General features: G+C 46.5%; 16 protein-coding genes and 1 pseudogene. 11 read left to right on the forward strand and 6 right to left on the reverse strand.

Going from position 1 to position 18,959, the window contains the following annotated elements:
• Window positions 1-100 precede the first annotated feature (100 nt).
• The 4 genes from H6F66_RS24750 (at window position 101) to H6F66_RS24765 (ending at window position 3,993) form a co-directional block, all read left to right on the forward strand.
• Window positions 101-1,012 (forward strand): putative selenate ABC transporter substrate-binding protein, encoded by a 912-nt coding sequence (locus H6F66_RS24750; protein ID WP_190427043.1) that lies wholly within the window; start codon window positions 101-103, stop codon window positions 1,010-1,012.
• Between the two features lie 5 nt (window positions 1,013-1,017).
• A complete protein-coding gene (locus H6F66_RS24755) occupies window positions 1,018-1,473 on the forward strand; it encodes a GNAT family N-acetyltransferase (protein WP_190427046.1) in 456 nt (151 codons plus the stop codon).
• A gap of 8 nt (window positions 1,474-1,481) precedes the next feature.
• The gene (locus H6F66_RS24760) at window positions 1,482-2,237 is read left to right on the forward strand and encodes a phosphonate ABC transporter ATP-binding protein (RefSeq protein WP_190427049.1); all 756 of its coding nucleotides are present in this window, start codon (window positions 1,482-1,484) and stop codon (window positions 2,235-2,237) included.
• A 142-nt stretch (window positions 2,238-2,379) separates the two neighbouring features.
• On the forward strand, window positions 2,380-3,993 hold the full coding sequence (locus tag H6F66_RS24765; RefSeq protein WP_190427111.1) for an ABC transporter permease subunit: 1,614 nt from the start codon (window positions 2,380-2,382) through the stop codon (window positions 3,991-3,993).
• 8 nt (window positions 3,994-4,001) lie between these two features.
• Here H6F66_RS24765 and murD read toward each other — a convergent pair whose 3' ends face one another.
• The 3 genes from murD to H6F66_RS24780 form a co-directional block, all read right to left on the reverse strand.
• Window positions 4,002-5,351, reverse strand: a complete 1,350-nt coding sequence (gene murD / locus H6F66_RS24770; RefSeq protein WP_190427052.1) for a UDP-N-acetylmuramoyl-L-alanine--D-glutamate ligase — start codon at window positions 5,349-5,351, stop codon at window positions 4,002-4,004.
• A 146-nt stretch (window positions 5,352-5,497) separates the two neighbouring features.
• On the reverse strand, window positions 5,498-7,648 hold the full coding sequence (glyS, locus tag H6F66_RS24775) for a glycine--tRNA ligase subunit beta (RefSeq protein ID WP_190427056.1): 2,151 nt from the start codon (window positions 7,646-7,648) through the stop codon (window positions 5,498-5,500).
• A gap of 247 nt (window positions 7,649-7,895) precedes the next feature.
• Window positions 7,896-9,245: a P-loop NTPase fold protein gene (locus H6F66_RS24780; protein ID WP_190427059.1), complete on the reverse strand. Its 1,350-nt coding sequence runs from the start codon at window positions 9,243-9,245 to the stop codon at window positions 7,896-7,898.
• Window positions 9,246-10,003: 758 nt separating this feature from the next.
• On the opposite strand from H6F66_RS24780, the gene H6F66_RS24785 reads away from it, so the two are divergent.
• The 5 genes from H6F66_RS24785 (at window position 10,004) to H6F66_RS24805 (ending at window position 14,979) form a co-directional block, all read left to right on the forward strand.
• A complete protein-coding gene (locus tag H6F66_RS24785) occupies window positions 10,004-10,867 on the forward strand; it encodes an FtsQ-type POTRA domain-containing protein (RefSeq protein ID WP_190427062.1) in 864 nt (287 codons plus the stop codon).
• 234 nt (window positions 10,868-11,101) lie between these two features.
• Window positions 11,102-12,379, forward strand: a complete 1,278-nt coding sequence (gene ftsZ / locus H6F66_RS24790; RefSeq protein ID WP_190427064.1) for a cell division protein FtsZ — start codon at window positions 11,102-11,104, stop codon at window positions 12,377-12,379.
• Between the two features lie 281 nt (window positions 12,380-12,660).
• Window positions 12,661-13,488, forward strand: a complete 828-nt coding sequence (thiD, locus tag H6F66_RS24795; RefSeq protein ID WP_190427066.1) for a bifunctional hydroxymethylpyrimidine kinase/phosphomethylpyrimidine kinase — start codon at window positions 12,661-12,663, stop codon at window positions 13,486-13,488.
• Window positions 13,489-13,662: 174 nt separating this feature from the next.
• On the forward strand, window positions 13,663-14,253 hold the full coding sequence (locus H6F66_RS24800) for a hypothetical protein (protein ID WP_190427068.1): 591 nt from the start codon (window positions 13,663-13,665) through the stop codon (window positions 14,251-14,253).
• A gap of 387 nt (window positions 14,254-14,640) precedes the next feature.
• On the forward strand, window positions 14,641-14,979 hold the full coding sequence (locus H6F66_RS24805; protein WP_190427070.1) for a P-II family nitrogen regulator: 339 nt from the start codon (window positions 14,641-14,643) through the stop codon (window positions 14,977-14,979).
• A 171-nt stretch (window positions 14,980-15,150) separates the two neighbouring features.
• Here H6F66_RS24805 and rdgB read toward each other — a convergent pair whose 3' ends face one another.
• A complete protein-coding gene (rdgB, locus tag H6F66_RS24810) occupies window positions 15,151-15,726 on the reverse strand; it encodes an RdgB/HAM1 family non-canonical purine NTP pyrophosphatase (protein WP_190427085.1) in 576 nt (191 codons plus the stop codon).
• A 166-nt stretch (window positions 15,727-15,892) separates the two neighbouring features.
• On the opposite strand from rdgB, the gene H6F66_RS24815 reads away from it, so the two are divergent.
• Window positions 15,893-17,341 carry a hypothetical protein gene (locus H6F66_RS24815; RefSeq protein WP_190427089.1) on the forward strand — a complete coding sequence of 483 codons (1,449 nt, stop codon included), beginning with the start codon at window positions 15,893-15,895 and terminating at the stop codon, window positions 17,339-17,341.
• A gap of 331 nt (window positions 17,342-17,672) precedes the next feature.
• Window positions 17,673-18,251: a gamma-glutamylcyclotransferase gene (locus H6F66_RS24820; RefSeq protein ID WP_190427092.1), complete on the forward strand. Its 579-nt coding sequence runs from the start codon at window positions 17,673-17,675 to the stop codon at window positions 18,249-18,251.
• Between the two features lie 39 nt (window positions 18,252-18,290).
• On the opposite strand, the gene H6F66_RS24825 is transcribed toward H6F66_RS24820, so the two are convergent.
• The gene (locus tag H6F66_RS24825) at window positions 18,291-18,704 is read right to left on the reverse strand and encodes a pentapeptide repeat-containing protein (RefSeq protein WP_190427094.1); all 414 of its coding nucleotides are present in this window, start codon (window positions 18,702-18,704) and stop codon (window positions 18,291-18,293) included.
• A 150-nt stretch (window positions 18,705-18,854) separates the two neighbouring features.
• A pseudogene (locus H6F66_RS29570) lies at window positions 18,855-18,959 on the reverse strand (IS701 family transposase); the annotation flags it as partial.

Consider the following 18,959-nt stretch of genomic DNA (forward strand, 5'->3'; position numbering starts at 1 on the left):
AAAAAACAATAAAGTATGGGAAAACTGGCGTTAATCTTGACATAAAGCTACCAGCATCGTTTACACTATCTTCTGGCAAAGAGTGAAGTTAAAATCAGATATGAAAAAAGTCTTGTTGTCGGGTTTATTGTTGTTGTCTCTAGGGGCTTGTTCGCCAAACCCATCTGGATCAGTGGCAACTGGCTCAAATCAGGCAAAACAAGCTCTAGAAATTGGGGCAATTCCAGATCAAGATCCGCAAAAGTTGCAGCGTCAATATGACAAGTTAGCCAGCTATTTAGAGAAAGAATTGGGTGTGCCAGTAGAATATAAGCCTGTCACGGACTACACCGCAGCTGTCACCGCATTTAAAGTGGGGGATTTAGATTTAGTTTGGTTTGGCGGATTGACTGGGGTGCAAGCACGCTTGCAAGTACCAGGTGCGGAAGCGATCGCGCAACGCGATGTAGACGAGAAATTCCACACTCTCTTCATCACTAACAAAAAAACCGGACTGAAGCCATTTAAAGATATTTCTGATTTAAAACAACTCAAAGGTCGTACTTTCACCTTCGGCAGCGAATCCTCTACATCGGGGCGTTTGATGCCGCAATATTTCCTGCAACAAGCAGGTTTGAAATTGGAAGATTTTAAAGGCGAAGTCGGCTTTTCTGGCGACCATGATAAGACAATCAAATTAGTGGAAGCAGGCACCTACGATATCGGATCAGTCAACAAAAAAGTCTGGCAAAAACGAGTGCAAACTAAAGAAGTAGACGAGAACAAAGTCGAGGCGATCTGGGAGACTCCAGCCTACTATGATTACCACTGGGTAATTCACCCGGATGTCAAACAGCGCTATGGCGAGGATTTTGTTAAAAAAGTACAAAACGCCTTTTTAAAACTAGACCCCAACGTACCAGAGCAAAAAGAAATTCTCGACCTTTTACAAGCAACTAAATTTATTGCTACCCAAAACTCCAACTATGCTCAAATTGAGGATATTGGTCGGAAAATTGGCAAAATAAAGTGATGTAAATGACAGAAGGAAACTTTAAAATTGCAGAAAAATCAGATACTGAAACTCTTGTGGAGTTTATACAAGAGTTCTACGAGTTTGAACAACTAAAATTTGATGAATCCATTGTTCGCACGGCGTTGGCGAATATTTTGCATGATGATTCTCTAGGACGAGTGTGGCTGATCCAGCATGGCGACGAAGCGATTGGCTACGTCGTCCTTACCTTTGGCTACAGTTTGGAATTTCGAGGACGTGACGCATTTATTGATGAACTCTATATCCGAGAAAGTTATCGGGGGCAAGGGGTAGGCATGAGCGTAATTCAGTTTATAGAAACTGTTTGCCCTTCTCTGGGAATTCAAGCACTTCATTTAGAAGTCGAGCAGAAAAATACAGCAGCACAAAACTTATATCGGAAGGTTGGTTTTAAAGATCACGATCGCTATCTCATGACTAAATGGATAGCAAACTAAGCAGAGAAATGAACTCATCTGCGCCAGTGTTTGAACTGAAACACGTTTCTAAGCAGTTTGGACGCTTTGAATCTCTCGCTGAGATTAACTTGCAGATTCGTGCAGGCGATCGCGTGGCGCTGGTTGGTTCCAGCGGTGCGGGGAAAAGTACGCTGATTAGCTTGCTGAATGGCACCCAGTTACCAACTCAAGGAGAAGTTTGGGTACTCGGTCGCAATGTCGCCCATCTTCGCCCAAAATTGTTGCGTCAGGTTCAGCGCCAAATTGGTACGATTTACCAGCAATTTCATCTGGTGGATAATTTGCGGGTGATTCATAATGTCAATGCAGGACATCTGGGGCGCTGGTCATTTATAAAAGCTGCGGCTTCGCTGATTTATCCAATGGAAGTCGAGACAGCGGTAAAAGCACTAGCACAGGTGGGTATTCCTGAAAAGCTTTATGAACGCACAGATAAACTTTCTGGCGGTCAACAGCAACGGGTAGCGATCGCGCGCGTCCTCGTGCAAAATCCTACCGCTATTCTTGCCGATGAACCAATTTCCAGCCTCGACCCCGAACGCAGCCGCGAGATTATGGACTTATTGCGCCAGTTGAGTGTAGAAACGGGGAAAACTTTAGTTACCAGTGTTCACGCGATAGAATTTGCCCGCAGTCATTATCAGCGAATTATCGGTTTGCGACAGGGGCGTATTCTATTTGATACAGAAGCAGCAGCACTGTGCGACGCAATGATTGAGGAATTGTACAAAACCAACAACTAATGCTAAATCCATTCGTAAAAATTCCTCTGCGTTCTCAGCGCCTCTGCGGTTCAAAATCTTAACCGTGTCCCAGACAAGCAAAAGCAAACCAACTACCCTTCCCAAGCGCCCTTCCGTATTTAACTGGCGTACTTTCTGGGGATTGCTGTTTTTGGCATCCTTCGTTTGGTCGTTGCACTCAGCAGGCGTATTTGAAGCGGATTTAATTAACGAAGGAGGCTGGAACCTCGTTTGGCGCTTTCTGGTTGCTGCTGTCCATCCCGACTTCAGCCCGGAATTTCTCCAACTTACTTTAGATGCCACTCTTAAAACACTAGCTTACGCAATTTGCGGCACCTTCTTTAGCGTACTGATCGGTTTGGTGGCTGGTATTCTTTCCTCTGAAATTTGGTGGGAATCGGTACTCAAAACTCAAAAAACGAAGTTAATAACTCAATCGCCTTGGCTGGTGGTAAGAGGAGTTTTAGCGATTCCAAGAGCAATTCACGAGTTAATTTGGGGATTGTTTTTCGTTAATATTTTTGGACTAGATCCCCTAGTGGCGGTGCTAGCGATCGCTATTCCTTTTGGTGCTATAACTGCCAAAGTATTCTCAGAAATTTTAGACGAAACGCCTCGCCAGCCACTAATGGCACTCCTCAATAGCGGCGTTCCACCTCTGAATGCTTTTATTTATAGCCTGATTCCCCAAGCTTTTCTAAATTTGCTTTCCTACGCTTTCTACAGGTTCGAGTGTTCGATTCGTTCCGCCGCCGTACTGGGAATTATCGGTGCTGGTGGATTGGGGTATCAAATTTTTCTCAGCCTCCAATCCCTACGCTATGAACAGATGTGGACGTTTTTAATTGCCTTAATTTTACTAACTGGTGCTACCGATTTCTGGAGTGCGATGCTGCGTCGCCGCTTGGGTGCGCCTTCTCGCCTAGATTTGAACGTCTTAAATCTTTCTCGGCGCAAAAAGCCTCTCTACCAAAATGACCCAGTGGTGAAGGTGTCATTTCTAGGTACGGTGGTTTTAGTAATATTCTCCTTCTGGTACGTCCAAGCTGATTATTCTAAACTTTACTCGCCGCGAACCTTTCAACTTTTGGCAGGAGTGTTTCAGGATGCTTTGCCACCCGATTTCAGCCAGCTGAGTCAGCTATTCGAGCTTTCTGCTAAAACGCTGGCTATGTCTATTCTGGCAATGGCTGGAGCTGGATTAGGAGGAATTTTGCTTTCTTTCCCAGCAGCAAATAATTTCCTGTTGTCGGGGGGAATTGGGGATCTCCGGGGAAACGTTGTCCTGTTTTTTACCCGATTCCTGCTGTTAGTTGCTCGTGCTGTCCCCGAACCCATTTGGGCATTAATCTTTCTATTTGTGTTGTTTCCCGGGATTTTACCGGGAGCGATCGCGCTTTCCCTGCACAACCTGGGTATACTAGGTCGTCTGATGGCGGAAGTGGTAGAAAATTTAGAACAGCGTCCAATAACCTCCCTTAAAGCATTGGGCGCTACTGATTCCCAAGTCTTCCTCTATGGCATCTTACCCCGCACCCTGCCCCGATTTGTCGCTTACATCCTTTACCGTTGGGAAGTCTGCATCCGTTCTACCGTCATTGTCGGGTTAGTAGGTGCTGGCGGATTAGGGCGTTTGCTGGCGGAACAACTGAGTAGCTTTGACTACAAAGGTCTTCTCACCACTTTAATTGTCTTTCTCGTCCTCACTTTTTCGGTAGATTTAATCAGTGCCTCAGTGCGACGGTCTTTAAGGTGATAATTTAACTAAAGTAGCTGCTGACAAAGTTGTCGGAAATGGTCGCCTCTTTCCTCAAAGTTTTGATATTGATCGAAACTAGCACAAGCAGGAGAAAGTAGAACAACTTTAGCACCATGCTGCTCGGCTAATTCTGCACCTCTGAGTACAGCTCTCTCCATAGTTTCTACAATTTCGTAGCTGGAATAGTCAACTCTAGCCAACGCTTTTGCAAAGGTATCTGCGGCACTACCAATTAGTAACACAGCGGCGGCTTTAGCTTGAATTGTCTCTATCCAACTGGTATCATCTCCAGCTTTGGCTTCACCACCAGCAATCAGGATGGCGGGATACTTGACAGAAGCTAACCCGACTTGTGCAGCATCGTAGTTGGTAGCTTTGCTGTCGTTGATAAAGTCAACTCCCGCCAGAGTGCGAATGTATTCTAGACGATGAGGAACGCCGGGGAAATTAGCGATCGCGATCGCAATTGCCTCTTTCTCAATTCCCGCCAATCTGGCTGCTGCTACCGCCATCAACAGATTTTGCTGATTGTGTTCTCCCACCATTCTTAAAGCTGATGTCATCACAATTTGTTCGCCATCAGCCACCACCCAACCATCCTCGATGTAAACTCCCCCATCGCGATCGCCAATTAGTTTAGCTTTGCCTTTCACACTCGTCCAGCAAGCATTGGGAAAGCTATCGGGTGCATTCTTTCGCAAATAAGCATCGTCGCCGTTGATTACTTGCTGGCGCGCCTGACGCAACAGACGCGCTTTAATGTTGTAGTAATTCTCTAAAGTTTTATGGCGGCTAAGGTGATCTGGTGTAAAAGTCGTCCAAATGCCAATTCTAGGAGCAATAGAATTAGAAGACTCAATTTGATAACTGCTAAGTTCAGCAATTACCCAGTCGGGAGGAGTTTGGGATAACGCCAGTTCGCAGGCAGCATAGCCGATGTTACCGCAAGCCGGAGCATGAAAACCAGCGGCTTGAAAAATCGCCGCAATCAAAGCCGTTGTCGTAGTTTTGCCATTAGTACCAGTAATTCCCACCCAAGGACAAGACTGGAGATATCGCCACGCCAGTTCCATTTCTCCAATTGTCTCGATCCCCAACTCTCTAGCCTGGACTAATAGGGGTGCATCCCAAGGTACGCCAGGACTGACGACGATCATCTGGGGTAAGGTATCAACCAGTTCCAGGGAATAGCCAAGCTTAACAGTAATTCCCTCGTCCTCAAGCTGTTGTTGCTGTTCTTGCAAGCTTTCGGCGGTATTGCGATCGCTTACCGTCACCGAGTAACCTTCCCGTTTTAACAATCGTGCAGCAGCAATTCCCGACTTTCCCAAACCGATAATATGAGCGATGGGCATAGCTAACTTGGCCGTACAAATTCCCTTGTTTCGCAACCCCTCATCATACCGCAATAACGGTATTTAAAAACCTATTTCCCTCCAATAACTTCCTTCCTTGTCTTTCCTTCGCGCTCTTTGCGTCTTTTCGGTTCTTTTTTCCCCTCCTAACTCTTCACAATTGCGCCAAAATCTGCCAAAACCCGCGCATGATTCCGCAATAACCCCAATAAATTCAAACGATTCTTGCGTATTTCCAGATCCGAATCCATCACCAAAACACTTTCAGCACCATCAAAGAAAGCGCTCACCCTAGGAGCTATCTTACTTAAAGCATCTACTAGCTGCTGATAATTTCGCTGCTCTTGAGATGCTTTAGTTTCGGGAACTAGCTGCACAATTGCATCGTAGAAAGCTTGCTCCGATGATTTTTGAAATAATTCTGGACGCACCACAGCCGATGGTGACAACTCAACTTTATCTAAATCGCCTTGGGAAGCCAGACGAGTAGAACGGTTGACAGTTTCGTAGATTTCATCTAACTTGCCATTATTGCGGATACTTTGGAGAAATAAAGCGCGATCGCGTACATCCAATAAATCCTTTAACGCCCGTTCTGTATACTCCGGATCGTTTTCTCCTAGTACCGCATTCACCAAGTCATAGTCAATATTTCGCTTATCTTGTAGCAAGTTGCGGATACGCTGTAAGAAGAATTCCTGCAAATTAGGTAACAACTTCTCACTTTGACGTTTCGGATGTTTCACCACAAAATCTGCCACAGATCCTTGCAGCAATTGATGCAAATTAATAGCTAAATCTGCCGCCCAAGTAATGTTAATAACAGCCTTTGCCGCCGGACGCAGAGCAAACGGATCTGAAGAACCTGTTGGTAACATTCCCAGTCCAAAGATACTCACCAAAGTATCCAACCTGTCTGCCAACCCCACAACTTGACTTGTTAGATTTTGAGGGAATTTTTCCCCGTCTCCCCGTGGCAAATAATGCTCAAAAATTGCTGCTGCTACCGCTTCTGATTCGCCACTAGCTAAAGCATATTTTTGACCCATTACACCTTGCAATTCTGGAAATTCTCCCACCATCTGAGTCACAAGGTCAGCTTTACAAAGTAAGGCGGCGCGTTGGATATTCTGCCGCTCATCTTCTGATAATTGCAGTTGTTTACTAATACTGCTGGCAATTTTTCCCAGCCGTTCCACCTTTTCCCGTACCGAACCCAAATCTTCTTGAAAAGTGACTTTTTCCAGCTTCGGCAAATAACTTTCTAAAGGCTGAGATAAATCAGTTTTGTAGAAATACTGACCATCAGCTAAACGGGCGCGAATCACTCGACCATTGCCTTCAGCAATAATGTCTGATTTGGCTGGATCACCATTAGAAATTGTGATAAAATAGGGGATTAACTCGGCTTTTTTCTCATCTTTAAATACTGGAAAATAACGCTGATGAGTCACCATGACAGTAGTAATTACTTCTGGCGGTAAACTCAAGAATTCCGGATCAAATTTACCAATAACTGCTGTAGGCAATTCAGCTAAATTAGTGACTTCTTGCAGCAAATCCGGGTATATTTCACAGTAGCCATCGAGCTTTTTAGCAGCAGCCTGTACTTGTTCTTGAATTTTGGTTTTCCGCGCCTGGGGGTCAACTTCCACAAAGGCAGAACGTAGACCATTGACATAATCTGAAGCTTGGGAAATTGTCACGAGTTCGGGATGCAAGACGCGATGAGCGCGGGTTGTGCGATCGCTCTTAATCGTCTCGGAACCATTTACAATCTCAATTGGTAGCACTTGGTCATCCCACAAAGTCACCAACCAGCCAATCGGACGGGGAAACTTCAGATCCCCATCCCCCCAGCGCATAAACCGCTTCCCTTCTAATCCGAAAATCCATTGCCAAACCAGCTGTGTGAGAATCTCAACCGTTGGTCGTCCGGGGATGGTCTGGCGAACAAAGACAAAATCCCCTTTATCGGTGGGGCGAATTTCCAACTGATCGAGTTCCACCCCCAGCTTACGCGCAAACCCTTCTGCTGCCTTGGTAGGTTTGCCATCTTTAAACGCCGCCTGTGCTGGTGGCCCTTTAACTTCTTCTTCCCGATCCGGTTGCTGAGTCGGCAAACCTTCAATTAGCACCGCTAAACGCCGGGGGGTGGCGTAAACTTCGATTTTCTCGCTAGTGAGGCTATTTTCAGTAAGACTTGTAGGAATGCGCGATCGCCACTGCGCGATCGCTGCATCCACAAAGCTTGCAGGTAATTCTTCTGTACCAACTTCCAATAAAAACGTACTCATAGCGGTATCTCTTTAACTATCAGGGGCTTTTGGGTTACAAGCCAGTTTAAACAGTTTACCGCGCTCGGAATCCAGATACTGTTATCCTCGTATTCTTCCAGCCTCCGACTGGGAACGGATGCAGCATGGCTACGCCTCCCCTCTTACAGCCAAAAAAAACTGACGCCTAATATGTTAAGCGAAGCTAACACATTAGGCATTCCCCGTCAGAGACTGGAAGGAGAGAAGAAATTCTTTTTTTGCCTTTTTATTTTTGGAACTGCAACTCATTCATAGTCGCGAAAGACATGAATTTGGGCGTTTCTGTCAAAGCCGGATTCAGCCCAAACCAGCGCCCCTGTTCGTCGCGATATTCAAAGACAAACATACTTCTAAGCAGACTCTGGTATTCTTTCTCACCCTTAAGAGTTTGCAGTTGCACCACTTGAAACAACAAATCCCACTCCTCTTCATCAATCGCCAGCACCAAGTCATCGCGATACTCTTTAATCACGTTCTCTAAACAGCTGCGCGAAAATGGCGGATCTTCCTGCTGAAGACAACTGTAGAGCAATCCCAGGAGGTTTCGCACATGACCACCACTGACGCGACACAATCGGGCAAGGGTTTCCGGAGAATCGAAAATCTCTGTTATTAGCAAATGATGCTGCTCTGGCGCTACCTCTGGAAAAGCACGCGCCATCACCATTTTTCGCAGCAAAGTCATTCCCGGTTCGCAGTCACTACCATCTCGGTTTCGCACTGGTACCATTGGCAATACTTTGGGAGCAACCCCACCCCCCAGACGATTTTTCAGGGTTTCGTAATCGTTTGAGAAAATTAATGCCAGGGGTATTGTGTAAACTACATGGCAATTCAGGCGGCGTAACTGTCCGCCTCGGTCGATAAACAGGTACTCTGGCAAAAGTTTCTGCGAACCTGCTAAGGGGCGAGTATTGTCCAGGCGATCCAAGTTATCAATAATCACCACCAACCCTTTTTTACCGCGTCGCTTCAGTTCCTCGTTCGCCCGTTTTAGCAATTCTTCGTTGATAGCTTTCAAAAAGCCTTCGGTTCGAGGTTCCAGATACTGGCGCAATTGATCCCGGAGTTTGGGGCTGTCTTTGGTTTTGGCGGTAATTCTGCCAATACCGATGGATAACTCGGCTTCAGCTGAAACGTCGATGGGGGTCTGTAAGATATCTTTAATTTCGGTGAACAGATTGGCAAAGTAACTGGGTTTTAGCCGAATCTGAATTTCTTCGAGGCTTTCGCTGACTTGACGCGCGATCGCCAGTAAAATATCGCTGATATCTACATCCGCCATGTCTAGTTCTTGACCAGACTCGAAATAAACTACATGAAATTTCTGTGCCTCCAAGTCAGCTTTCAGGCGAAACAGTTCTGTAGATTTCCCACAGCCGATATGTCCTGTAAACATCTGGCTGGTGGGATCGTCGGGCGAAATTCGGGTAATGGTTCGCCCAATTGCCTCAATGATTTTTCCGCCCCGTACAGAGGAAAAATCGATATAGTACGAACGATCCTCCGGCTTCGAGAAGATTAGGGTCTTGGCTGGGTTACAGGCTTTATAAAATCTAATTAAGTCCAGTTTCATTTAGACCTCTGTTATGTTAAGGGCATCCCTCTGGGTACCTCCCTTCTACTTCTACCGGATAGCTTCCCTTAAATTTCCCCTCTATGGGTTGGAGGGTAGCACCCCCCTGCACATAAATGTGTTCGTTCTGGTATTCTTTTTGCGTATAAAATGTATGATATATGCCCTTTCTATGAGAGCGGATTGTTTATTAGAGATAGGAATGGCGGGGCGAAGTTTAAACGCGATCGCTTTTATCCTCCAGCCGGAAAGACAAAGTTTGTCTTTTTTGCTACTTACTCTTTGGGCATCGGTAAGAGGCTGGCCTGAGAGGACAATCGGGTGAATTTGCATACCTACCCCAGTTCCCATTTCCCCTCTGGTGCCGCAAGCAAAAGAAGAAAAAAGGATTTTGTCTGGGGATCAATCCAAAATTTTCTTGATAATCTTCCTAAAGTGATTCCATGATGGCTGTGACACGTTAATATCTAGACGTTGTAATATTCCGCTACACTTCCTGACGGCCCGTGTTGAAAGGCGAAAAAGATTCACATCACCTAGATGTAAGCTGGGATTACATGGGTTGTGTGATCGTTATTGTTTGCCAACGGTCAGATACTTGTGCCGCGATATCTCCCTCTCAGGTGGGAATGGGATCGACTCCTGATATCTCGGTTAAAGTTACGTAGGGTTATCAAGCTTGATAACTCCCCAAACAGAATTTTTTTTGTTAAGTGCAGTACGTCTGGCGCACCAAAAACTCCGATTGAGAAGTTAGGATGACAAGCATCGCATCAGTATCTCAGACAGAATTGACCCAAAGACGGCAAAAGTTACGTCGCCAACGACGGATGAAATCTTTTCAGGCGGTTTGGCGAAGTCTATTCATCGCTGGATTGGCTGGCGGTTTAGTTTGGGTAACGACTTTACCCGCCTGGGTGATCCTAAAACCAGATCAAATTGAGATTGAAGGCAATAAAATTCTCTCAAAACAAGCGATTCAGTCGCTGCTATCGCTTTCCTACCCGCAGTATTTGCTGCGCCTGCAACCGGAAGTCATTGCCGAAAAGTTGGAATTGCAGCCAGCCATAGAACAAGCCACCGTTACCCGGCAACTGTTCCCCCCTAGTTTGACTGTACAAGTTAAAGAGAGACATCCGGTAGCGATCGCTCTTTTAGCCCGCACTTCTTCCCCAACCAAAACAACACCTCGTGCGGGATCGCCGCCCCAGCCCTTATCAGCTGGTTTGTTGGACGAAGATGGCGTCTGGATGCCCTTAGAAAGCTACGCTGGACTAAAGCCAACTCTTCCCTTACCCACCTTAAAAATCATTGGCTATAGAGATGAATATCGCCCCTACTGGTCAGCACTTTACCATGCAGTAAGCCGCTCCCCAGTCAAAGTTTTTGAGATAAATTGGCAACAACCAGCCAATTTAATTCTTCGTACTGAGCAAGGAATGGTACATTTTGGTTCTTATAGTTCCCGATTTGCCTATCAGCTGGCTGTCCTCGATCGAATGCGCGATTTGCCAGCCCATCTTTCCACTAGCCAAATTGCCTATATCGACCTGAAAAACCCAGATTCTCCAGCCATTCAAATGAAAAAAGTCACCGCCCCGGTGACAACCAACAACCCTTAAAATCATAGGTACAACTAACTCATGCTTAACCCAGAAATCGTCCCCCGAAATTAATTAATTCTTTATACTGCATTTTAAGAACAGCATCAGCCTTCAGACAGTTGCCGCCAGACCTCTTTAGGAACGTCAATGCACCTATAACACTCGTTGGTTTTAAGGGTCAACTTACCCTATAGTTGACTCATATCGCTTCCCTAAACTGAAAAAGCTGTTTATTGACCCTTCCTATTTGCAATGACGCTCAATAGTAAACCAGGGCTTGACAATCAAAGCTCACACACCACAGGAAACGCTCTTCGTCCACTCTCCGTGGACAACGCCAACCCGTTTAACAACGCTGGGTTACATTTAGGTCAACACGATGCCAGCAAGACACCCAAGGAAGAAACCAGGAGTGACAACATCGTGCCAGGTAGCGTCGCCAAAATTAAAGTGATTGGTGTTGGTGGGGGTGGAGGCAATGCGGTTAATCGCATGATCGCCAGTGATGTAAGTGGCGTTGAGTTTTGGTCAATCAATACAGATGCCCAGTCACTATCGCACTCGTTAGCCCCCAGACGCTTGCAAATGGGACAAAAATTGACACGAGGTTTGGGTGCTGGCGGCAATCCTGCCATTGGGCAAAAGGCAGCAGAAGAATCGCGGGACGAAATCGCTCATGCCCTAGAAAACACCGATTTGGTGTTCATCACCGCTGGTATGGGCGGCGGTACCGGTACTGGTGCCGCCCCGGTTGTCGCGGAAGTGGCTAAAGAAATGGGAGCATTGACGGTGGGTGTTGTCACTCGTCCTTTCACCTTCGAGGGACGCCGCCGCACTTCTCAGGCAGATGAAGGCATTGCCGCTTTGCAAAGTCGGGTGGACACCCTAATCGTGATCCCCAACAATAAGCTGTTGTCGGTAATTCAAGAACAAACCCCAGTACAAGAAGCCTTTTTAATGGCAGATGACATCCTGCGCCAGGGTGTGCAAGGGATATCTGATATTATTACTATCCCCGGCCTGGTAAATGTTGACTTTGCCGATGTGCGCGCAGTGATGGCAGATGCGGGATCGGCAATGATGGGAATCGGTGTTGGCTCTGGGAAATCAAGAGCCAGAGAAGCCGCAGTTGCCGCAATTTCTTCCCCCTTGCTAGAGTCCTCGATTGAAGGAGCTAGAGGTGTAGTATTTAACATTACAGGCGGCAGCGACTTGACGCTACACGAGGTGAACGCCGCAGCGGAAACAATCTATGAGGTTGTCGATCCCAACGCTAATATCATCTTTGGAGCTGTGATTGATGACAGGCTGCAAGGCGAGGTGAGAATTACCGTTATTGCTACGGGATTTAGTGGAGAAGTTCAGTCCACACCAGCAGCGAGAGAAACGCGCACTCCCAGACAACCGCAGCGCCCAGTGGCACCAACACCAGTTCCTCCACCCACGCCTACTTATGAGCCTAGACCAGAAGCTGGCTCTGGATTGGATATTCCAGACTTTCTCCGCAGACGCCGTCCACCACAACGTTAGAGGAATTAAAAATTAAAAATTAAAGATTAAAAATTTTCATTTTTAATGCTTTATTTTTAATTTTTAATAATTGGTGGGCAATTTATTAGCAGGATGCGGCATTCTTGGACACTGCCAAGAGCGCTGTAGGTTTAGCTATTTGCACAATCTATATTTTTAGGCGAAATCGGGTCAATTTAATTGCAATATGAGGTAACAAGTAATAGGTAACAGGTAATGAATGCTACTTACGATGTACTTGATTGCCCCAATTACCTTTTTACCAATTACCAATTTCTAATATGAGTGTTATAGACAAATCAAGCGTTCCTGTTGCTCTCACCATCGCTGGTTCCGATAGCGGCGGCGGTGCGGGGATTCAAGCTGATTTACGAACGTTTGCCTTTCACTGCGTTCATGGCACCAGTGCTATAACTTGCGTGACGGCTCAGAATACGGTCTTGGTGACGCGGGTTGATGCTCTACCAGTAGATGCGGTTGTCGCTCAGATTGAGGCTGTGGTGACGGATATCGGCGTGCAAGCAGTGAAAACGGGGATGTTGCTCACAGCGGAAATTATCGCGGCTGTGGCGCAGCAGGTGGAAGTTCTGAAACTTAATAATTTAGTGGTAGATCCGGTAATGGTATCGCGCACGGGCGCTGTATTGATTAACGATGAGGCTATGGCAACTTTACAGAATGTCTTGATCCCCAAGGCAACGATTGTGACACCGAACCGTTACGAGGCTCAACTACTGAGCGGTTTGCAGCTTCATACTCTAGATGATATGCGGGCTGCTGCCCAACGCATCCATCAGCTGGGAGCAAAGGCTGTATTGGTCAAGGGAGGAGGAATGCAGGGAAATTTACGCGGCGTTGATGTCTGGTTTGATGGTCACAAATTGGAAACTTTGAAAACGGCGGTGGTGGATACCAGCAATACTCATGGGACGGGTTGTACTCTGGCAGCTGCGATCGCTGCTAATCTAGCTCTAGGGTGCGATCGCTTATCTGCGGTACAAAAAGCCAAAGATTACGTCACCACTGCATTAAGATACTCTTTAGCCATTGGTCAAGGTCAGGGCCCCGTAGGACACTTTTTTCCCCTCCTGCAAGAAAATACACCCTGAGTCTAGACACTTTCGGGTTGACAATCTAAAATTTCTAAATTTACAGGCTTGTGTGGTTGTAACTAGAGCAAATTTGTTAAAAAATGGCTGTCAGAGTCGCGCAATTTTACACTATTGTTGCCTTACAGAACTTAGGCTAAACCAATAATGTCCAATCCTACTACCAGATCGCCCATGCAAACTGCTCATTTCCCAGAGCAGTCCTCCCATCCATCCACAGCCTATCGCCCGTCTGTGCCAATTTCCGTTTACAAGGAACTCTCTGCTGAATTGCAAGCAGCGCAAGCGATGCTAGACTCGCTGAATACCCAAAATCAGCAGTTAGCCCAAGAAAATCAACAACTGCGACAAGAAATAGAAAAAGTTGCCCAAGTTTCTTTGCACGCCCAACATGTGGTAGATTCCCTTTCCACCGGGAACCGAGTTGATTTCATTCCGCCTCTAGTCGAACCGGAAGTTCGGACTAGAGAAAGCGAAAAATCACCTAAGCGGCGTTCGCAACCGCGTCCTCCTCGTCCTGCTGGCGTGGAGAGATCCGTCGAAGTCTTACCCTCTCCTCCCAAACCTGAACCAATCTCATCTACCTTTCCTGAAAACTTGGTTATAGAACACGAAGAAGGTAGGTATCGCCGCCCAACCCCACCAGAACGTTCCCCAGACGTTAGTGGGTGGTGGTTATTGCTGGTCATCTTTCTCATCGTGGCGACGGCGTTTGGTACGGGCTTTTTGATTGTGCGCCCGCTTCTAAATAATAATAGTCGTTAAGCTTGCATCGCCAATTCACCCTTTAGCTTGTAATGGACAGACATTGAGAAGGATCTACCTGTTTTGATAAAGTGTGCATTGAGGCTAAAGGAACATTGCTCTTTTTAACCCGATATATTAACTCCTGAGTCATGGGGGTTGGGTATTAACAGGTTAAAAAAGCGCTGTGCCGAAATACTACTACAATCAGAGCGATCGCTTCGCGGCAAAGCAGCCGTTACAGCACGATTGTTTCTCAGAACAATCGCTCCCAAACATATGTATCATAGAATACAAAATCTTTGTTTGAGCAGTGATAAAAAATAGCCGCCGCACACTGATACTTTTGGTTGTACAAATTGGTTGTACAGATACACGAAAATCACAACAAACTGAGGAGTAAAGAGCTTGAAAAAAGTAGAAGCGATTATCCGGCCATTCAAACTCGACGAAGTTAAAATCTCGCTGGTTAATGCGGGGATTGTGGGAATGACGGTTTCTGAAGTCCGAGGATTTGGACGGCAGAAAGGAATGACTGAACGCTATCGCGGTTCTGAGTACACGGTTGAGTTTCTGCAAAAACTCAAAGTCGAGATCGTTGTTGAGGATTCCCAGGTTGATATGGTAATTGAAAAAATCATCGCCGCCGCCCGAACCGGTGAAATTGGCGATGGTAAGATTTTTGTCAGCCCGGTTGAACAAGTGATCCGGATTCGCACGGGAGAAAAGAATCTGGAAGCAGTTTAACGATTTTGGATTTTAGATTTTGAAGCGATTTTTGGGGAGATTGATGAGGGAGTTGAACCATTACTGGTTCTTCGCGCAACCTCCTGTTCTTCCCAAAATATCGCGTGATTTTAGATTGTTCTTGAATCTAAAATCATCGGAGGCGAGGAAACTGCTTCGCCTCCGCAAAATCTAAAATTTAATATCTTGAAGCTGGGGTAACAAAATTTTAAAGGCTTGTCCCCGATGACTCCACTGACGCTTCAAATCTGGGGACATTTCTGCAAAGGTCATTTGCTGTTGTGGGACGAAGAAAATTGGATCGTAGCCGAAACCGCCAGTACCGCGAGGGGAGTGGAGGATTTCGCCCCGGCAAACCCCCTCAGTAGCGATCGCTATCGCACCATCAGGACGAGCAATGGCGATCGCGCACGCAAATTGAGCTTCCCGATTCAGTTCATTACCTAACTCGTTGAGCAAGCGTTCAATTCGCTCTGGGTCAGTTTTTCCGTAACGAGCCGAATAGATACCCGGTGCGCCATCTAAGGCATCCACTTCCAAACCAGAATCATCTGCGATCGCCCATTCTCCAGTCGCCAGTGCCACCTGAGAAGCCTTCAGGCAAGCATTAGCCATGAAGGTGCCACCCGTCTCCTCAATCTCCAATTCATCCGGCTTCAGCGTCAATTCCCAGTCCAATCCAGCTAGATATGTCTGCATCTCCCGCAGCTTGCCTGGATTTCCCGTAGCGACTACTAACAAAGTCATATTTCTTAATTCTCTATAAGCAAGCTATTGCTGCTAAGCCTGGAACCAACTAGCAGGATAGCAGCGTCTAGCCTATTGTCTGCTACACGCAACAAATAACCCTAGGAGTGCCGCTCGTTTCAATTAGTGCGCTCTCCAATAGAATTAGAAAATTTTTGAGGTTCTGATGAAACGCATTTTCCAAAATCACTCCATACCAGTAACCAGAAGTCAAACACTTGCCGTGATGCTAACTGGCATTTTGTCCTTGGGCGCTAGTATGACGCTGTTGCAAGCAGCTTTTGCTGCTCCAGCAGCACTTTCTGAGTCTAGCGCTAAACTCGTCAAAGTGAAAGATGTTAGCGTCGCCCAAAGCTTACCTGGCGGGGAAGCTTTTCTCAAGCAGCAACAAAGCGATCGCTTACCCCCTCGCGTCGCCAATGCTGTCCTTGTCGATTTGTCGCGTCAAACTGGCATTAATGTTCAAAAATTCAGCATTAAAGAGTCTAGTCGCCAGAAGTGGACAGATGGCTGTTTGGGACTTGGCACTGCTGCTGAATTATGTGCCGCAGTTATAGTCCCAGGTTGGCGCGTTGTTGTGACTGACGGTAGTAAAACTTGGGTTTATCGCACCGATAACACCGGAATAACTGTGCGCCAAGAAAACTCCAATCCTGTCACCAACTTACCTGGAAATTTACCCCAATCCGTTGCCCCCCCTGTAAAACAGGACGCAGCCAAGCGGTTAAATTTGACAACCGATCAAGTCCGTATCGTCCAAGCTGACAAAAAAACATGGTCTGATGGCTGTCTAGGCCTATATGAGCCTAACATTCTCTGTTCTCAAGCAACTGTAGAAGGTTGGCAGGTGATTGTAGAAGCCAATCAACAACGCTGGGTTTATCGTACTAATTCCAGCGGTTCTATCGTCAAGCTGGATCAGACAGCTAGTTTGCCAAACCCGGTTAAAGATGCTGTGTTGCAGAGGGCTTCCCGACAAACCAGGTTGGCAGTTTCCCAACTGCGCGTCCTCAAGGCTGAACAAAAGAATTGGGATGGTTGTCTAGGTTTGGGCGATCGCAATGTAGCTTGTCCTAGAATCCTAATACGCGGTTGGCAGGTAACTGTAGAAGCAGGTCAACAAATCCTGGTTTATCACGCTAATGAAAATGCTACTACCGTCCGGTTGAATAGAGCTGCTAGTCAGATAGGCAATGCTAACACCATCAATCCGACAAAGATTCCTACAAGCGAACTACCACCGTCTTTGGGGAAAGATGTACTCTTTCGCACCATCTCTAGTGGCGGTATAACTGGTCGCACCTATCAAACTATTCTGTTTAATGATGGGCGGATGATTCGCCAACAGGTTAGCTCCAATGGCGCTACCTCGGCGGAACAAAAATACCAAATTTCCCGCCGCGAACTGCAACAGTTTCAACAGATACTCAACCAGGCGCAATTAGCGAAGTTCAACCAACTCAGTTACCCTGCTTCCCAAGGTGCTGCTGACTATATCACCGTCACCATCTCCAGCAAGCAAGGTACAACCCGCTATGTGGATATGGTACAAGACCGTCTCCCTGAACCTTTACAGGAAGTCATCCAAGGTTGGAACCAAATCATCAGAGCTTAGGGATTGGGGATTGGGGACTGGGGATTGGGAAAGAATCCAAACCTGAGACAAGTCATATCAAATTCGGTAATTACCCACAATTAAGACTCAGCTCACCCCAGCCCTTCCCCGAAAAGCCTGGAGGGGAGCCACAGCCTGCGGCTGTGGCTCTCTTCGGGTTTTTTAGATTATGGGCAATCAACCGGATTTGATATCAACTACCATCACTGCCTCCCTCTTCCCCAGTCCCTACCTTAATCTACGGTTTCCCTATCGGGATATGTTGTATTCCACGAGTAACTTTGCTAGAATGCCTAGTCAATAGACAACAAGTAGCATTTGAAGGCAATTCATGAGCGTTCAGCCTGAACACTTACAAGATTTACCGACACAAGCTTCTCTGGAAATTGCTAGAAGCAAAGCCGAGCCTGAGTTTTACTACTTTGCCTATGGCTCTTGTATGTGTCCAGTGGATTTGAAGCGGACGCTGGGCGAGAATACCCATGTTTATGTGGTTGGTAATGCAACACTCAAGGGGTATAGATTAGGCTTTTATCGTCGTTCAGCTCTTCGAGACTGTGGCGTACTCGATATGGTGAAAGATTCATCAGCCTCAGTGGAAGGGGTATTGTATAGATTACCCTGGAGATTAAGCGATCGCTTAGATGAACGAGAAGAAGTACCTCAAGGCGGCTACCGTCAGGAAATGGTAAATGTTTCTTGTCGGGGGAAGATTTACACAAGTGTCCGTACTTACGTCGTCGTCAACAAATTAACAGAAGAACTAGCGCCCAACGACTGGTACTTCAACGTCGTTCTGCGCGGTGCCTTAACCTGCGGACTCCCAGAACAATATTGCTGGCAGCTGTTTAACCATATGTACCAGCTACAACAGCGCCATTGGGTTTCCCAATCTCTGCGCTCAGCTTAGACTCGGAAATACAGCCAGAAAATAATCACCTCGTCATAGCTAACTAGCGGGGGAGAACGTTACAAGCCTCCTATCAGGCATTTGCACCCCAGTTAAATTTGCCCCATTCAGGTCTACACGGCTGAGAGTTGCTCCACGCAAGTCGGCTCCAGTCAAGTTGGCTCGGCTCAGATTTGTAGCGCTCAAGTGTGCATCGCACAGGTTTGCGTGATTCAGGTGCGCCCGACTCATATCTGTCAAAGTCAGGTTTGCTTGACTTAGGTTTGCCTCGCTCAAATCAGCTCCAGCCAAGTTTGCCGCAATTAGGTTGGCTCCACTTAAATCTACTCCACGCAGGTTTAAGCCTCTCAAGTCTACCCCAACCAACTTTGCGCGATGAAAATTTCTTTGTCCGGCTGCATATAGTCTGACAAGTTCATCAACACCCATATTTTCCACGCTCAACTGACTCATAAGTTCTACCCGGCTAAGCTTTTATGGAGGTTTGTGGTTTTCTTCACCCTTTAGATAGATGATTATAGGTTAGTTTATGTACTGAATCTTTGGATTAGCTGGTTTTGGATATAAGAATATAAATTTCGCAAAATTTATATTCTTCAGGAGTTACGCAGTTGGTGAGAGGGACAACCAAGGAGCAGCTAAGTAAGAGCGCACCGCCTCACGAACAATGCTGAGTTTAGACTCGTAGCAACTGATGCCCGTGTTGAA

Origin of the sequence: Trichocoleus sp. FACHB-6 (assembly GCF_014695815.1) — a bacterium.
Lineage (GTDB): Bacteria > Cyanobacteriota > Cyanobacteriia > Cyanobacteriales > FACHB-T130 > Funiculus > Funiculus sociatus.

Bases quoted from the DNA above. Each gene is read 5' to 3' on its own strand.
- H6F66_RS24750 (WP_190427043.1), top strand. From the start codon at position 101: ATGAAAAAAGTCTTGTTGTCGGGTTTATTGTTGTTGTCTCTAGGGGCT.
- H6F66_RS24755 (WP_190427046.1), top strand. From the start codon at position 1,018: ATGACAGAAGGAAACTTTAAAATTGCAGAAAAATCAGATACTGAAACT.
- H6F66_RS24760 (WP_190427049.1), top strand. From the start codon at position 1,482: ATGAACTCATCTGCGCCAGTGTTTGAACTGAAACACGTTTCTAAGCAG.
- murD (WP_190427052.1), bottom strand. From the start codon at position 5,351: ATGCCCATCGCTCATATTATCGGTTTGGGAAAGTCGGGAATTGCTGCT.
- glyS (WP_190427056.1), bottom strand. From the start codon at position 7,648: ATGAGTACGTTTTTATTGGAAGTTGGTACAGAAGAATTACCTGCAAGC.
- H6F66_RS24780 (WP_190427059.1), bottom strand. From the start codon at position 9,245: ATGAAACTGGACTTAATTAGATTTTATAAAGCCTGTAACCCAGCCAAG.
- H6F66_RS24785 (WP_190427062.1), top strand. From the start codon at position 10,004: ATGACAAGCATCGCATCAGTATCTCAGACAGAATTGACCCAAAGACGG.
- ftsZ (WP_190427064.1), top strand. From the start codon at position 11,102: ATGACGCTCAATAGTAAACCAGGGCTTGACAATCAAAGCTCACACACC.
- thiD (WP_190427066.1), top strand. From the start codon at position 12,661: ATGAGTGTTATAGACAAATCAAGCGTTCCTGTTGCTCTCACCATCGCT.
- H6F66_RS24800 (WP_190427068.1), top strand. From the start codon at position 13,663: ATGCAAACTGCTCATTTCCCAGAGCAGTCCTCCCATCCATCCACAGCC.
- rdgB (WP_190427085.1), bottom strand. From the start codon at position 15,726: ATGACTTTGTTAGTAGTCGCTACGGGAAATCCAGGCAAGCTGCGGGAG.
- H6F66_RS24815 (WP_190427089.1), top strand. From the start codon at position 15,893: ATGAAACGCATTTTCCAAAATCACTCCATACCAGTAACCAGAAGTCAA.
- H6F66_RS24820 (WP_190427092.1), top strand. From the start codon at position 17,673: ATGAGCGTTCAGCCTGAACACTTACAAGATTTACCGACACAAGCTTCT.
- H6F66_RS24825 (WP_190427094.1), bottom strand. From the start codon at position 18,704: ATGAGTCAGTTGAGCGTGGAAAATATGGGTGTTGATGAACTTGTCAGA.